Genomic DNA, 17,095 nt, shown 5'->3' on the forward strand with positions numbered 1-17,095 from the left:
ATCTCCCGATTCTCGAAGGGCTGACTGCCATGGGCAACACGGACAACACCGAGGACAAGCTCCGCGAGTACCTCAAGCGCGTCACCACCGACCTGCGTCAGACCCGGCGCCGGCTCACCGACCTGGAGACGCGGGCGCACGAACCCATCGCCGTCGTGGCGACCGCCTGCCGAATGCCCGGCGGCGTGCGCACCCCCGAGGACCTGTGGCAGGTCGTGGCCGACGGCGTCGACACCGTCTCGGACCTGCCGACCGACCGGGGCTGGGACATCGACGCCCTGTACGACCCGGACCCCGAGCGGCTCGGTACGAGCTACGTCCGCCAGGGCGCCTTCCTGCACGACGCCGCCGAGTTCGACGCCGGTTTCTTCGAGATCTCACCGCGTGAGGCGACGGCGATGGACCCCCAGCAGCGGCTGCTGCTGGAGACCACCTGGGAAGCCTTCGAACGGGCCGGCATCGACCCCACCACCCTGCGCGGCAGCTCCACCGGCGTCTTCATCGGCGCCAGCAACCAGGCGTACGCCGTCGACGGCACCGGCGCCCCCGAGGGCGTCGAGGGCCACCTCCTCACCGGCGGTTCCGCCGCGGTCCTGTCCGGCCGTATCGCCTACAGCCTCGGCTTCGAAGGTCCCGCCGTCAGCCTCGACACCATGTGCTCGTCCTCGCTGGTCGCCCTGCATCTCGCGGTCCGCGCCCTGCGCTCGGGTGAGTGCTCGATGGCGGTCGCCGGCGGCGCCACCGTCATGGCCACCATGCGCAACTTCATCGAGTTCAGCCGCCAGCGCGGTCTCGCGCCCGACGGCCGCTGCAAGCCCTTCGCCGCCGGAGCCGACGGCACCGGCTGGGGCGAGGGCGTGGGCGTGCTGCTGCTGGAGCGGTTGTCGGACGCGCGGGCGCAGGGCCACCAGGTCCTCGCGGTGATACGGGGCTCGGCCATCAACCAGGACGGCGCCTCCAACGGGCTGACCGCGCCCAACGGTCCCTCGCAGCAGCGGGTCATCCGCGCGGCGCTGGCGGACGCCGGGTTGTCGGGGGCGGACGTGGACGTGGTGGAGGCGCACGGCACCGGGACCAGGCTGGGTGACCCGATCGAGGCGCAGGCCCTGCTCGCCACGTACGGCAAGGAACGCGACGCCGACCGTCCGCTGTGGATCGGCTCCCTGAAGTCCAACATCGGCCACACGCAGGCCGCTTCGGGTGTCGCCGGCGTCATCAAGATGGTCGAGGCCCTGCGGCACGGCATCCTCCCCAGATCCCTGCACGCCGACGAGCTCACCCCGCACGTCGACTGGTCCGCCGGAACCCTGCGCCTGCTCACCGAGGCCGTCGAGTGGCCCCAGCACGACCGGCCGCGCCGCGTCGGCGTCTCCTCCTTCGGCGGCAGCGGCACCAACGCCCACGTCGTCATCGAACAGGCACCCGCCATCGAGCAGCCGCAGGCCCCCGTTGCCGTACGGCCCGGCGCCGTCGTCCCGTGGCTGCTGTCCGCACGCTCGGAGACCGCGCTGAGGGAACAGGCGCAGCGGCTCGCCGAGCGCGTGCCGTCCGCGGACCTCGGCATCGCGGACGTCGCCCACACCCTCGCCACGGGCCGCGCCGCCCTGGAGGAACGGGCGGTCGTCGTCGGCGCCGACCGCGACACCCTGCTCAACGCCCTGCGCGCCCTGGCCCGCGGCGAACAGCCCGCCCATACCGCACGCGGTCTCACCACGAGTCCCGGCGAGAGCGTCGACCCGGTGTTCGTGTTTCCGGGGCAGGGGGCGCAGTGGGTGGGGATGGCGGTGGAGTTGTTGGAGTCGTCGCCGGTGTTCGCGGCTCGGTTCGCGGAGTGTGGTGGGGCGTTGTCGCGGTTTGTGGAGTGGTCGTTGACGGATGTGGTGCGGGGGGAGGTGGGTGCGCCGGGTCTGGATCGGGTGGATGTGGTGCAGCCGGTGTTGTGGGCGGTGATGGTGTCGCTGGCGGCGGTGTGGGAGTCGTTCGGGGTGCGGCCGGCTGCTGTGGTGGGTCATTCGCAGGGTGAGATCGCTGCGGCGGTGGTGTCGGGTGCGTTGAGTGTCGAGGACGGGGCGCGGGTGGTGGCGTTGCGGTCGAGGGCGATCGTGGCGTTGGCGGGGCGTGGTGGCATGGTGTCTGTCGCTCTGTCCCGTCGGGACACCGAGCGGTTGATTGCCGGGTGGGAGGGTCGTGTTTCGGTTGCCGCGGTGAATGGGCCTTCGTCGACGGTGGTGTCGGGGGACGCGGACGCGCTCGACGAACTGGTTGTCCACGCGGAGAGGGTGGGCACGCGGGTGCGTCGTATTGAGGTGGACTATGCCTCGCACTCGGCTCATGTGGAGTGTGTTGAAGGTGAGTTGGGGGAGGTTCTGTCGCCGGTCGTGGCGGGTGAGCCGGTGGTGCCGTTCTTGTCGACGGTGACGGGTGAGTGGGTCAGGGGGGGTGAGACTGATGCGGGTTACTGGTATCGCAACCTGCGTCAGCCGGTGTTGCTTGAGCCCGTGATCGCCGCGTTGGTCGCGGATGGTCATGGCGCGTTCTTGGAGATGAGCCCGCATCCGGTGCTGACGGTGCCGGTGGCGGAGACGGTGGAGGCGGCGGGCGTCGATGCGGTGGTGGTGGGTTCCCTGCGTCGGGGTGAGGGTGGCCTGGAGCGTCTGTACGTGTCGATGGGTGAGGCGTGGGCGCGGGGCGTTGATGTCGACTGGACGGCCGCCTTCGACGGGCTGACTCCGCGCCGCGTCGAGCTTCCCACCTACCCCTTCCAGCGGCGGCGTTACTGGCTGGACGCGCCGTCGAAGTCCGGGCAGCACGCCGCCGCCGATCCGGTGGAGGAGCAGTTCTGGCGGACCGTGGAGGAAGGAGACCCACAGGAAATCGCCCGGACGCTGGGACTGGGACCGGAGACGGCCGAGGGACTCGGTGAGATCGTCCCGGCGCTGTCCGCGTGGCGACGGGCGGGCAAGGACCGGGCCACGGTCGACAGTTGGCGCTACCGGGTGGTCTGGCGGCCCTACGACCTGCCCGCCGCCGGCACCCTGAACGGCACCTGGCTCCTCGCCGTCCCCGAAACGCACCTGGGCTCCTCTCTGGTCGCGGACGTCAGCCGGGCCCTCGGCCGGGCGGGCGCGTCCACGGTCACCCTCGTCATGGACGCCGGTGACCTGGACCGGGGACGAGCCGCCGCACGCCTCACGGACGCCGTGTCCGTCACGGCGCCCGCACCCGTGCAGGGCGTGGTCTCCCTGCTCGCGCTCGACGAGCGGGCCGCCCCCGGTCACCCGGGTGCCACCGCCGGCATGACCTCCTCCCTCGTCCTGCTCCAGGCACTGCTGGACACCGAGATGGACGCCAGACTGTGGATTCTGACCAGCGAAGCCGTCGCCACCGGCACCGGTGACGCCGTCCGCAACCCGCTCCAGGGCGCCCTGTGGGGATTCGGCCGGGTCGTCGCGCTGGAGCAGCCCCGGCGGTGGGGCGGACTCGTCGACCTGCCCGCCGAGCTGGACGAGGACACCGCGCGTGGACTCGTCGCGGTGCTCGCCGCCCACGCCGACGAGGACCAGACGGCGCTGCGCGGCCGGGCCGCGCACATCCGCCGCCTGGTCCGGGCGCCGCTCGCCGGCCGGACCGCGCCGCGCGCGTGGCGCACCAGCGGCGCCGCGCTCGTCACCGGCGGAACCGGTGGCCTCGGCGCCCACACGGCCCGGCTGCTCGCCCGCAGGGGCGCCGAGCACCTGGTGCTGACCAGCCGCCGTGGGCCGGACGCGCCCGGAGCGGCCGAGCTGCGGGAGGAACTGACCGCGCTGGGCTGCCGGGTCACCATCGCGGCCTGCGACGTGGCCGACCGTGAGGCCCTGGAACGCCTGGTGGAGGAGATCGAGTCGGACGGGCCCGCCGTCCGGACCGTCGTGCACACCGCCGGCGTCGGCATGCTCGCCCCCCTCGCGGAGACCGAGCTCGACTTCTTCGCCGAGGGCGCCCGCGCCAAGCTGCTCGGCGCGGCGAACCTCGACGCCGTCTTCGACCACGACCGGCTGGACGCCTTCGTCCTCTACTCGTCCGTCGCCGGCACCTGGGGCAGCGGCGACCACGGCGCCTACTCGGCCTCCAACGCCTACGTCGACGCGCTCGCCGAGCACCGCAGGGCGCGCGGCCTGACCGGGACGTCCATCGCATGGGGCATCTGGAGCCCCGAGGGCGGCGGGATGGCCGTCAACGTCGTGCGTGAGCAGCTGCGGTGGCGCGGCATCCCCTTCATGGACGCCGAACTGGCCGTCAACGGACTCCAGCAGGCTCTCGACCACGACGAGACCTTCCTCGCCGTCGCCGACATCGACTGGGAACGCTTCGTTCCCGTCTTCACCGCCGCGCACCCCCGGCCGCTGCTGCACGAGATCCCCGAGGTCGCCGAAGCCACGAAGGCCGGCGAACCCGAGGGGACCGAGGTCGCAGAACGGCTCGGCGGACTGCGCGCGGAACTCGCGGCCCTGTCGGGCGCCGAGCGCGTCCGGACCCTCACCGACCTCGTGCGCGCCCAGGTCGCATCCGTCCTCGGCCACGCCGACGGCACCGACATCGCACCCCAACGGGCGTTTCGCGAGCTGGGGTTCGACTCCCTCACCGCCGTCGAACTGCGCAACCGCCTCAACTCGGCGACCGGACTGACCCTCCCCGCGACGATCGTCTTCGACCACCCCAATGTGCACGACCTCGTCCAGCACCTGCTCGGACACCTCGCCGCCGACGCGTCTGAGGACCGGGCCGCCGCCCTGCCCGCCACGCCGGTGAACCGCCCGGCGCACGAGAACGAACCCATCGCGATCGTCTCGATGGGCTGCCGCTTCCCCGGCGGAGCGCAGACGCCCGACGACTTCTGGCGGCTCGTCCTGGACGAGACCGACGCCATCTCCCACCTGCCCGTCGACCGCGGCTGGGACGTGGTGAACCTGTACGACCCCGACCCGGACCGGCCCGGCACCACATACGCCCGGGAAGGCGGATTCCTCCACGACGCCGCCGAGTTCGACGCCGGCTTCTTCGGTGTCTCACCTCGTGAGGCGACGGCGATGGACCCGCAGCAGCGGCTGCTGCTCGAGACCAGCTGGGAGACCCTGGAGCGCGGCGGCATCGCCCCCGACAGTCTGCGGGGCAGCGACACCGGCGTCTTCGTCGGCGTGTCCCACCAGGGCTACGGTGCGAGCGGCGAGGCGCCCGAAGGGCTGGAAGGGCACCTGATCACCGGCACCGTCACCAGCATCGCCTCCGGCCGCGTCTCCTACACCCTGGGCCTGGAGGGGCCGGCCGTGACGCTGGACACCGGCTGCTCCTCCGCACTCGTCGCCATGCACCTGGCCATCCGCTCGCTGCGCTCCGGCGAGTGCTCCCTCGCCCTGACCGGCGGCGCCGCCGTGATGGGCGAACCGATCGGCCTGGTGGGCTTCAGCCGCCAGCGCGGTCTGGCGACGGACGGCCGCTGCAAGGCGTTCGGCGCCGAGGCCGACGGCATGGGCATGGCCGAGGGCGTGGGCGTGCTGCTCCTGGAACGTCTGTCGGACGCCCGGGCCAACGGGCACCAGGTCCTGGCCCTCGTCCGGGGATCGGCCATCAACCAGGACGGCGCCTCCAACGGCCTCACCGCGCCCAACGGCCTGTCCCAGCAGCGCGTCATCCGGTCCGCGCTCGCGGACGCCGGCCTGTCCGCCGCGGACATCGACGTGGTGGAGGCGCACGGCACCGGCACCAGGCTGGGCGACCCGATCGAGGCGCAGGCCCTGCTCGCGACCTACGGCCAGGAGCACGACGCCGACCGTCCGCTGTGGCTGGGCTCGGTGAAGTCCAACATCGGCCACACACAGGCCGCTTCGGGTGTCGCCGGCGTCATCAAGATGGTGCAGGCCATGCGCCACGGCACCCTGCCGAGGACCCTGCACGCCGACGCGATCTCCCCGTTCGTCGACTGGTCGACCGGACACGTCGAGGTCCTCACCGACTCCCGCCCCTGGCACACGGACGACCGTCCCCGTCGTGCCGCAGTCTCCTCCTTCGGGGTCAGCGGCACCAACGCCCACGTCATCCTCGAACAGCCCGCCCCGGACACGGAGTCCACCGTGCCGACCCCGGACACCGCCGGCACCGTCGTGCCGTGGCTGGTCTCCGCCCGCTCCGCGGACGCGCTGCGTGCCCAGGCCGAGCGACTGCTGTCCCATCTGGCGGACAGCGCACCCGACCACGGGGACGTGGCGCACTCTCTGCTCACGGGCCGCGCCGCCCTGGAGGAACGGGCGGTCGTCGTCGGCGCCCGCCGCGACACCCTCCTCGCCGGACTCCGGTCCCTCGCCACCGGCACCACCGCACCCGGCCTCGCCCGGGGCACCACCCAACGCATCGGCGAGAGCGTCGACCCGGTGTTCGTGTTTCCGGGGCAGGGGGCGCAGTGGGTGGGGATGGCGGTGGAGTTGTTGGAGTCGTCGCCGGTGTTCGCGGCTCGGTTCGCGGAGTGTGGTGGGGCGTTGTCGCGGTTTGTGGAGTGGTCGTTGACGGATGTGGTGCGGGGGGAGGTGGGTGCGCCGGGTCTGGATCGGGTGGATGTGGTGCAGCCGGTGTTGTGGGCGGTGATGGTGTCGCTGGCGGCGGTGTGGGAGTCGTTCGGGGTGCGGCCGGCTGCTGTGGTGGGTCATTCGCAGGGTGAGATCGCTGCGGCGGTGGTGTCGGGTGCGTTGAGTGTCGAGGACGGGGCGCGGGTGGTGGCGTTGCGGTCGAGGGCGATCGTGGCGTTGGCGGGGCGTGGTGGCATGGTGTCTGTCGCTCTGTCCCGCCGGGACACCGAGCGGTTGATTGCCGGGTGGGAGGGTCGTGTTTCGGTTGCCGCGGTGAATGGGCCTTCGTCGACGGTGGTGTCGGGGGATGCGGACGCGCTCGACGAACTGGTTGTCCATGCGGGGAGGGTGGGCACGCGGGTGCGTCGTATTGAGGTGGACTATGCCTCGCACTCGGCTCATGTGGAGTGTGTTGAAGGTGAGTTGGGGGAGGTTCTGTCGCCGGTCGTGGCGGGTGAGCCGGTGGTGCCGTTCTTGTCGACGGTGACGGGTGAGTGGGTCAGGGGGGGTGAGACTGATGCGGGTTATTGGTATCGCAACCTGCGTCAGCCGGTGTTGCTTGAGCCCGTGATCGCCGCGTTGGTCGCGGATGGTCATGGCGCGTTCTTGGAGATGAGCCCGCATCCGGTGCTGACGGTGCCGGTGGCGGAGACGGTGGAGGCGGCGGGCGTCGATGCGGTGGTGGTGGGCTCTCTGCGTCGGGGTGAGGGTGGCCTGGAGCGTCTGTACGTGTCGATGGGTGAGGCGTGGGCGCGGGGCGTTGATGTCGACTGGACGGCCGCCTTCGACGGGCTGGCTCCGCGCCGCGTAGAGCTTCCCACCTACCCCTTCCAGCGGCGGCACTACTGGCTCGAACCGGTCGTCCGTCCGGCAGGTGCCGTGGCGGGGCGCGGTGCTGTGGACCTCGTCGACGACGGCTTCTGGAGCAGCGTGGAGAACCAGGACCTCGATGCCCTGGCCGAGGATCTCGGTGTCGCCGACGTCCGCTCGCTGGCGGAGATCGTGCCCGCCCTGTCGTCCTGGCGGCGGGACCGGATCACCCGCTCGACCCTCGACGGCTGGCGCTACCGGGTCATCTGGCGCCCCCGGGCCGACCAGCCCGCCCGCGTCGACACGCTCCCGGGTACCTGGCTGCTCGTCGTCCCCGCCGGACACGAGGCCGATCCCCTCGTACGGGACGTGACCGAGGCCGTCGAGACGTACGCGGCCGGTGCGCACGTCCTGGTCGTCGGGGCGGCCGAGGCCGAACGTGAGCGCATGGTGGACCTGATACGGCAGCGGACCGCGGGTGTCACCGTCGGTGGCGTGCTGTCGCTGCTCGGGCTGGACGAGTCGCCGTGGTCGCGTGAGGGCGTACTGCCCACCGGTCTGGTGCTCACGACCACCCTGCTCCAGGCCCTCGGCGACGCGCGGATCGACGCGCCCGTGTGGTGCGCCACGCGGGGCGCTGTCACCGTGCACCGCGGCGACCCGCTCGTCAGCCCCCTCCAGGCGACGAACTGGGGCCTCGGCCGCATCGCCGCCCTGGAGTACCCGCAGCGCTGGGGCGGACTCGTCGACCTGCCCGAGACGCTCGACACCCGGGCCGCGCGACGGCTGGCCGCAGTCCTGTCCGGGGCACTGGAGGAGGACCACGTCGCCCTACGGCCGTCCGGGCTCTTCGCCCGCCGACTGGTGCGCGCGGGCGACGGACCGCGGCCCGAGGGCACCTGGAGGCCGTCCGGCACCGTGCTCGTCACCGGTGGCACCGGCGGACTCGGCCGGCACGTCGCCCGCTGGCTCGCCCGCGGCGGCGCCGAGCACCTGGTGCTCGTCTCCCGGCGCGGCCCCGACGCCCCCGGCGCCGACGGCCTCGTGGCCGAACTCGCGGAACTCGGCACCCCCGCCAGCGTCGTCGCCTGCGACGTGTCCGACGCGGAGGCCGTGCGGCGCCTCGTCGACGACCTGCCCGGAGGCGGCACCCTGACCGCCGTCTTCCACACCGCGGGCATCATCGACGACGGCCTCATCGACGCGCTCACCCCGCAGCGGGCGCACGACGTGCTGCGGCCCAAGGCCGACGCGGCGCTCGCGCTCGACGCGGCCACCCGTCATCTGGACCTCGACGCGTTCGTCCTGTTCTCCTCCATGGCGGGCACCCTGGGCGGCCCCGGGCAGGGCAGCTATGCCGCCGCCAACGCCCACCTCGACGCGCTCGCCGCCCGGCGACGGGCCGAGGGTCTGCCCGCCACGTCGATCGGCTGGGGCACCTGGGCCGGGGGCGGGATGGTGGGCGAGGAGGTCGCCGAGCGGCTCCGCCATGACGGTGTGCCCCCGATGGACCCCGAACTGGCCATCGCCTCCCTGCAGAAGGCCCTGGACCAGGACGAGGAATTCCTCATCGTGGCGGACGTCGACTGGAAGCTCATCACGGCCCGCGCCTTCGCCGCGCTGCGCGAACTGCCCGAGAGCCGGGCCGGCGCCGTCGAGCGGACGACGGAGAAGGAGAGCGACCCCGTGGACGGGCCGCCGCTCGTGAAGCGGCTCGCCGCCCTGGCCCCCGCCGAACGCCGTGCCGCCCTGGTCATGGAGATCCGCACGCAGGCCGCCGCCGTCCTCGGCCACACGGACGCCGACGCCGTCCCGGAGGGCCGCGCCTTCCGCGACCTCGGCTTCGACTCGCTGACCGCGGTGGAGCTGCGGAACCGCTTCGCCGAGGCCACCGGGCTCCGGCTGCCGGTCACCCTCGCCTTCGACCACCCCTCCGCGTCCGCCCTCGCCGCCCACCTGGACGCCGAACTGTTCGGCGGGCAGACCGCCGACGCCGCCCTCTCGACCCTGCCCACCGCCTCGGTGGACGACGACCCGGTGGTCATCGTCGGCATGGGCTGCCGCTTCCCCGGCGGGGTCACCTCACCCGAGGATCTGTGGCGGATCGTCGCCGAGGGCACGGACGCCATCACCCCGTTCCCCGGCGACCGCGGCTGGGACATCGAGACCCTGTACGACCCCGACCCCGACCGGACCGGCCACTCCTACGCCCGGCACGGCGGCTTCCTGCACGACGCCGACCGGTTCGACCCGGCGTTCTTCGGTATCTCACCCCGCGAGGCGGTCGCCATCGACCCGCAGCACCGGCTGCTGCTGGAGACGTCCTGGGAGACGTTCGAACGCGCCGGGATCGACCCGGAGGGGATGCGCGGCGCACGGGCCGGCGTGTTCGTGGGCTCCAACTACAACGACTACGCCCGCAGGGTCCGGCAGGCCCCCGAGGAACTGGAGGGATACCTGGCCACCGGCAGCGCGAGCAGTGTCGCCTCCGGCCGCGTCGCCTACACCTTCGGTCTCGAAGGGCCCGCCGTCACCGTCGACACCGCCTGCTCCTCCTCGCTGGTCGCCCTGCACCTGGCCGCGCAGGCACTGCGGGCGGGGGAGTGCGAACTGGCCCTGGCCGGCGGCGTCACCGTGATCTCCACGCCGGACACCTTCGTCGAGTTCAGCCGGCAGCGCGCGCTCTCGCCCGACGGACGCTGCAAGCCGTTCGCCGCCGAGGCCGACGGGGCGGGCTGGGCCGAGGGCGTCGGCCTGCTTCTGCTGGAGCGGCTGTCCGACGCCCGCCGCAAGGGGCACCCGGTGCTCGCCGTCGTGGCCGGCAGTGCCGTGAACCAGGACGGTGCCTCCAACGGGCTGACCGCCCCCAGCGGCCCCGCCCAGCAGCGCGTCATCCGGCAGGCCCTCGCCTCCGCCGGGCTCTCCCCGGCCGACGTCGACGCCGTCGAGGCGCACGGCACCGGCACCAGGCTCGGCGACCCGATCGAGGCGCAGGCCCTGCTGGCCACCTACGGCCAGGACCGGCCCGCCGACCGCCCGCTGTGGCTCGGGGCGGTGAAGTCCAACATCGGGCACACGCAGGCCGCCTCCGGTGTCGCCGGTGTGATCAAGATGGTGATGGCGATGCGGCACGGCGTCCTGCCGCGCACCCTGCACGCCGACCGCCCCTCCCCGCACATCGACTGGTCCGGCGGCGCCGTGCGCCTGCTCGCCGAGGAGCGGGTGTGGGAGGCGGGCGACGGTCCACGGCGCGCCGGTGTGTCCTCCTTCGGCGTCAGCGGCACCAACGCCCACGTCATCCTCCAGGAGCCGGAGGAGGTACCCGCTCAGCCCTCGCCCCAGTCCGGTGACAGGCCGGTCCGGACGCTGCCGTGGCTGCTGTCCGCCCGAGGCGTTGCCGCGCTGCGCGAGCAGGCCCGCCGCCTCCTGGACCACATGGCGGCCCGCCCCGGGACCTCGCCGGCCGACCTCGCGCTGTCCCTGGCCACCACGCGCGCCCGACTGGAGGACCGGGCGGCCGTCGTGGCCGACGACAGCGACGCCCTCACCGAGGCGCTCACCGCCCTCGCCGAAGGCCGCGAGCACCCGCGGCTGATCACCGGACGGGCCCGGGGCGGCCGGACGGCGTTCCTCTTCTCCGGCCAGGGCGCCCAGCGCCCGGAGACCGGACGCGCCCTGTACGAGACCCACGAGGTGTTCGCCGACGCCCTCGACGCGGTCTGCGCCCACCTCGACGGACATCTCGGCACCCCGCTGCGGGACGTCCTGTTCGCCGAGCCCGGCAGCCCGCGAGCGGCCCTGCTGGACCGCACCGACTACACCCAGGCCGCGCTGTTCGCCGTACAGGTCGCCCTGTTCCGGCTGCTGGAGAGCCTGGACGTACGGCCCGACGTACTGCTGGGCCACTCGGTCGGTGAGATCGCCGCCGCGCACGTCGCCGGGGCGCTCACCCTGGAGGACGCCTGTCGGCTGGTCGCCGTGCGCGGCCGGCTCATGGCCGGCCTGCCGGAGGGCGGCGCCATGATCTCCGTCCAGGCCGGCGTGACGGAGGTGACACCGTTGCTCGCCTCCTACGGGGGCCGGGTGGCCGTCGCCGCCGACAACAGCCCCCTGGGCACCGTCCTGTCCGGCGACGAGGACGACGTCACCGCGCTCGCCGCCGAACTCGCCGGGCGGGGCCGCAAGACCCGCAGGCTCAACGTCAGCCACGCCTTCCACTCGCACCGCGTGGACGGCATGCTCGACACCTTCGCCGAGCACACCGCACACCTGCGGCACCAGGTCCCCGCCGTCCCCGTGGTGTCCACCGTCACCGGACGCCCCGTCACCGCCGGCGAACCCTTCGACGGCGCCTACTGGGTGCGCCAGGTCCGCGACAGCGTCCGCTTCCGGGACGGCATCCGCGCCCTCCAGGAGCAGGGCGTCACCACCTACGTGGAGATCGGGCCGGGCGGCACGCTCACCGCGCTCGCCGGGGAGTGCGTCGACAGTGACGCCCTGCTGGTGCCCACGCTGGCCCGGGACACCGAGGAGGGCAGGTCGCTGGCCTCCGCCCTGGCCCGGCTGCACACCCACGGCCACCGTGTCGGCTGGGACACCTGGTTCGCCCCCACCGGTGCCCGGCGCACCGACCTGCCGACCTACCCGTTCCAGCGGCGCCGCTACTGGCTGGAGGCGTCCGGGCCCGACACTCCCGGCCCGGACGCCGTACGGCACCCGCTGCTCACCGCGGCCGTGCCGCTGGCCGACGGGGACGGCCTGGTACTGACCGGGACCGTCTCCGTGGACGGCAGGCCCTGGCTGGCCGACCACGCCCTCGACGGCCGGGTCCTGTTCCCCGGCACCGCGTTCCTGGACCTCGCACTGGAGGCCTGCGCCCACGTGGGAGCCGCCCGCGTCACCGACCTCACGCTGAACACCCCGCTCGTGCTGCCCGAGAACGGCGGCGTGCGGATCCAGGTCGGTGTCTCCGCACCCGACGAGAAGGGAGACCGCACCCTGACCGTGCACTCCCGCCCCGCCACCGGCGACACGGCGGACGGGCCCTGGACCCGGCACGCCGAAGGCGTCCTCGGTGACAGTCCGGCGATCACGGGGGAGCCCGTCCCGGCCGCCTGGCCGCCGCCCGGCGCCACTCCGGTGGACGTGTCCGGCCTGTACGAGCGGATCGCCGCCCGGGGCTTCGCCTACGGGCCCGCCTTCCGCGGGCTGCGCGCCGCCTGGCGCGACGGCGACTCGGTGTACGCGGAGATCGCCCCCGAGGACGGCGAACACGTCCAGGGCACCGACCGGTTCCGCATCCACCCCGCCCTCCTCGACGCGGCCCTGCACACCGTTGCCCTCACCGTCGCCGAAGGCACGGACACCGTGGTGCCGTTCACCTTCCGGGACGTCACCGCGCACAGCGCCGGACCCGCCGCCCTGCGCGTCAGGCTCACCCCCACCGCGGAAGACACCCATCGGGTGACGCTCCTCGACGGCGGCGGGGCGCCGGTCGCGGAGATCGGCGCGCTCGCCCTGCGGGCCGTGGACACCACGGCCCTGCCGGCCGCCGCGGGCGCCGGCGCGCTGCACACCCTCCGCTGGGTCCCGGCGGCACCTGCCGGGCCTCCCGCGGATCTCACCACACCGCACCTCGTGGGACCGGCCGCGGAACTCACCGGCCACCCGGTCCTGGCGGGGGCCGTGCGGCACGCCGATCCGGCCGCGCTGGTGACGGCGACCGCCGGGAGTGCCGTACCGAGCACCGTCCTGGCCGTCGTGCCGGCGTCGGACCAGGACACCGACCCGGCCGAGGCCGCCCGCCACACCACCGGCCACGCGCTGCGGCTGGTGACCGAGTGGCTCGCGCAGGACGCCCTCGCCGCCTCCCGGCTGGTGCTGCTGACCCGGCACGCCGTCACCACCGGTCTGGGGGACGCCGCCCGCACGGACCCCGCGCAGGCCGCCGTATGGGGTCTGGTCCGCGCGGCGCGAGCCGAGAACCCCGGCCGGTTCGCGCTCGTCGACCACGACGGAACCGCCGCCTCCCTGACCCTGCTGCCCGCCGTCCTGGCCGGCGAGGACAGCGAGACCGCACTGCGGGACGGCGCCGCCCTCGTGCCCCGGCTGACCCGGGCAACGCCCGGCACCGACGCGCCCGACGCGATCGGCGACGGCACGGTGCTCGTCACCGGCGCGGGCGGCGTCCTGGCCCGTCAGGTCGCCCGCCACCTGGTCACCGCCCACGGCACCCGCTCGCTGCTGCTGGCCGGACGGCGCGGGCCCGCCGCCGAGGGCATGAGCGAGCTGTGCGAGGAACTGCGCGGCCACGGCGCCCACGTCACCGTCGCCGCCTGCGACGTGGCCGACCGGGACGCCCTGACCGCCCTGCTCGCCCAGGTGCCCGGGGACCTGCCGCTGACCGCGGTTGTGCACACCGCCGGGGTCCTCGACGACGGCATCGTGCAGTCGCTCACCCCCGAGCGCCTCGACACGGTCCTGCGCGCCAAGGCCGACGCCGCCGTGCTCCTGGCGGACCTCACCCGCGACACCGGCGCCGCGCTCGTCCTGTTCTCCTCCCTCGCCGGCACCCTCGGCGGGGCCGGACAGGCCAACTACTCGGCCGCCAACGCCTTCCTGGACGCGTTCGCCGCCCGCGCCGCCGCCGAAGGACGCCGCGTGCAGTCCCTGGCCTGGGGGCTGTGGGCGGAGCGCAGCGGCATGACCGGCACCCTGGCCGAGGCCGACCGGCGCCGCATCACCCGCGGCGGCCTGCGCCCCATGGCCACCGCCGACGCGCTCGCCCTGCTGGACACGGCGCTGCACTGCACGCGGGCCTGGTTCGCCCCCGCCGACCTGGACACCGGCGCGCTGCGTCACCTCGACGTCCCCGTGCCCGACCTGCTCGGTGACCTCGTGTCCGCCCGCGGCCGGCTCACGGCCCGCACGGCCCCCGTGGCACCCGCCGCCGACCCCACCGGGGGCGGCCTGGCCGAGCGGCTCGCCGGGCTCGACGCGAGCGCCCGCCACCGAGCCGTACTGGAGGCGGTGCTCGCCCAGGCCGCCCTCGTCATCGGCCACGACACCCCGGACTCCATCGACCCCGAACGGGGCTTCCTGGACATCGGCTTCGACTCCCTGACCGCCGTCGAACTGCGCAACCGGCTCAGCACGCTGGCGGGGGTCCGGCTGCCCGCGACGCTCATGTTCGACCACCCCACCCCCGAACGGCTCGCCGCGCACCTGCTGGAGCGCACCGCGCCCGCCGAGCCGCCCGCCGTATCCCCGGTCCTCGACCGACTGGACGAGCTGGAGGCCCAGTTCACGGACGCCTGCGCGGACCCGGCACTGCGCGACGGGCTGCGGCTGCGGCTGCGCACCCTCCTGGACCGGCTCGACGCCGGCCCGGCACCGGTACCGGACGCCGCACTGGGCGGGGTCCCCGACCTGGACAGCGCGGTGGATGAGGTGTCCGACGACGAACTCCGCGCCTTCCTGGAGGGCGACCTCGACGACGCCTGACCCGGCCGGCCGCCGCGCCCGGACACGATCCGGTCGCGGCGGCTCCGGACCGTATTCACCCGTCTGCGGCTCCGGGCCGTACTCATCCGTCTGCGGCCGTCAGCCGCCCGATCCGTACACCTCATCCGAACCGCACGACGACCAAGCACCCGGCGCTCGTCGGCCCGGCCGCGCGCGCCACGCCCGCCGATCCGCTCCACACGGCCGCACCGCCCCGGCGCCGGCGGCCGTCCACCTCTGTCACCTGGATGGAACAGTGAAGGCTCTCGTGCTCGCGGGGGGATCCGGTACGCGTCTGCGACCGATCACCCACACGTCCAGCAAGCAGCTGGTCCCGGTCGCCAACAAGCCGGTCCTCTTCTACGCCCTGGAATCCATCGCCGCCGCCGGCATCACCGAGGCCGGCGTCATCGTCGGCGGCGCCGCCCACGAGATCGAGGCGGCGGTCGGTGACGGTTCCGCCTTCGGGCTCGACGTCACGTACATCCCGCAGAGCGAACCCCTAGGGCTCGCCCACGCCGTCCTCATCGCCCGGCCCTTCCTCGGCGACGACGACTTCGTGATGTACCTCGGCGACAACTTCGTCCTCGACGGCATCGGCGACGTCGTCGAGGAGTTCCGCAAGAACCCCTGCGACGCGCAGATCCTGCTCACCCGTGTCAGCGACCCCACCGCCTTCGGCGTGGCCGTGACCGACGACCTGGGCAACGTCCTCGGCCTGGAGGAGAAGCCGCGGACACCGCGCAGCGACCTCGCCGTGGCCGGTGTCTACCTGTTCGACCCCGCCGTCCACGACGCCGTGCGCGCCATCCGGCCCTCCGCCCGCGGCGAACTGGAGATCACCGACGCCCTCCAGTGGATGATCGACCAGCGGATGGCCGTGCGCTCCACGGTCATCACCGGCTACTGGAAGGACACCGGCAACGTCACCGACATGCTGGAGGTCAACCGGACCGTCCTGGAACGCATCGAGCGCCGTGTCGACGGGTTCGTGGACGAGGAGAGCGAGATCATCGGGCGGGTCCGGATCGAGGCCGGGGCCCAGGTCCGGCGCTCGCGCATCGTGGGCCCCGCCATCATCGGCGCGGGCAGCGTCGTCACCGACTCCTACGTCGGACCGTCCACGTCGGTGGCCGAGGACTGCCGGATCAGCCACAGCGAGATCGAGTACTCCATCGTCCTGCGCGAGTCCTCCTTCGACCGTATCCGCCGCGTGGAGGCGTCCCTCGTCGGGCGCAACGTCAAGGTCACCCTCGCGCCCCGGCTGCCCGCCACCCACCGCCTCGTGATCGGCGACCACGGACAGGTCCAGATCTCCTCATGAGCGCGGTCCGCCTCCTCGTCGTCACCGCGGTCGCCGCCGAACGCGACGCCGCCGCCCGCGGGCTCGGGCCCGCCGACCCGGTCCCGCCGCCCGCGCCACCGGGACGGGACGCCGTCCGCGTCACCACGGGCGGCGACGGTCTCGGCCACCCCCCGATCCGCGCCGACCTCGTCGTCGGGGGTGTCGGGCCGGCCGCCTCCGCGGCCACCACCGCGGCCGCGCTCACCGCGGCGACCGCCCGCGGCGAGCCCTACGACCTCGTCGTCTCCACCGGCATCGCGGGCGGGTTCGCCCCGGTCGCCGCGCTGGGCTCCGTCGTCGTCGCCGACCGGGTCGTCGCCGCCGACCTGGGCGCCGACACACCGGACGGGTTCGTGCCCGTCGACTCCCTCGGCCTGGGCACCGCCGAGCACGTCTGCGCACCCCGCCTCGCCGCCGCCGTCGCCCGCGGTCTCGGTGCCGTCCACGCACCCGTCCTGACCGTCTCCACCGTCACCGGCACCGCCGAACGCGCCATCGCGCTGCGGGAACGCCACAAGGCCGCCGCCGAGGCGATGGAGGGTTTCGGGGCCGCCGAGGCCGCCACCGCCCACGGCGCGCCCTTCCTGGAGATCCGTACCGTCTCCAACGCGGTCGGCCCCCGCGACCGCTCCGCCTGGCGCGTCCCCGAGGCGCTGGCCGCCCTGCACGACGCCTTCGCGGTCCTGCACACCGTGCTCACGCGAGGTACCCCGCCGCCCTACGGCTGACCGGCGGGGCCGGACGCGGCGATCGGCGAGATCCGCGGGACGAGTCCGCTCTCCCCGCTGGAGCGGGCCTCGAACCTGGGGCTGCTGCTGCACACCGGCGGCGAGCAGCCCAG

General features: G+C 74.1%; 3 protein-coding genes. All 3 read left to right on the forward strand.

Annotation, left to right across the window (positions count from 1 at the left end):
* The first annotated feature begins 29 nt into the window (after window positions 1-29).
* The 3 genes from QQS16_RS38860 to QQS16_RS38870 all read left to right on the forward strand — a co-directional run bounded on the left by QQS16_RS38860 (window position 30) and on the right by QQS16_RS38870 (window position 16,982).
* Complete coding sequence (locus tag QQS16_RS38860) at window positions 30-14,909, forward strand: type I polyketide synthase (protein WP_286067296.1); 14,880 nt, start codon at window positions 30-32, stop codon at window positions 14,907-14,909.
* Between the two features lie 256 nt (window positions 14,910-15,165).
* Window positions 15,166-16,233, forward strand: a complete 1,068-nt coding sequence (locus QQS16_RS38865; protein ID WP_286067297.1) for a glucose-1-phosphate thymidylyltransferase — start codon at window positions 15,166-15,168, stop codon at window positions 16,231-16,233.
* Window positions 16,230-16,982 carry a futalosine hydrolase gene (locus QQS16_RS38870; protein WP_286067298.1) on the forward strand — a complete coding sequence of 251 codons (753 nt, stop codon included), beginning with the start codon at window positions 16,230-16,232 and terminating at the stop codon, window positions 16,980-16,982. Before QQS16_RS38865 ends, QQS16_RS38870 begins: the two co-directional genes overlap by 4 nt.
* The last annotated feature ends 113 nt before the right edge of the window (window positions 16,983-17,095 follow it).

Origin of the sequence: Streptomyces sp. ALI-76-A (assembly GCF_030287445.1) — a bacterium.
In the GTDB taxonomy this organism is placed as follows: Bacteria; Actinomycetota; Actinomycetes; order Streptomycetales; family Streptomycetaceae; genus Streptomyces.

Excerpts from the sequence above, each read along its gene's own strand:
- QQS16_RS38870 (WP_286067298.1), top strand. The coding sequence starts at position 16,230 with ATGAGCGCGGTCCGCCTCCTCGTCGTCACCGCGGTCGCCGCCGAACGC.
- QQS16_RS38860 (WP_286067296.1), top strand. The coding sequence starts at position 30 with ATGGGCAACACGGACAACACCGAGGACAAGCTCCGCGAGTACCTCAAG.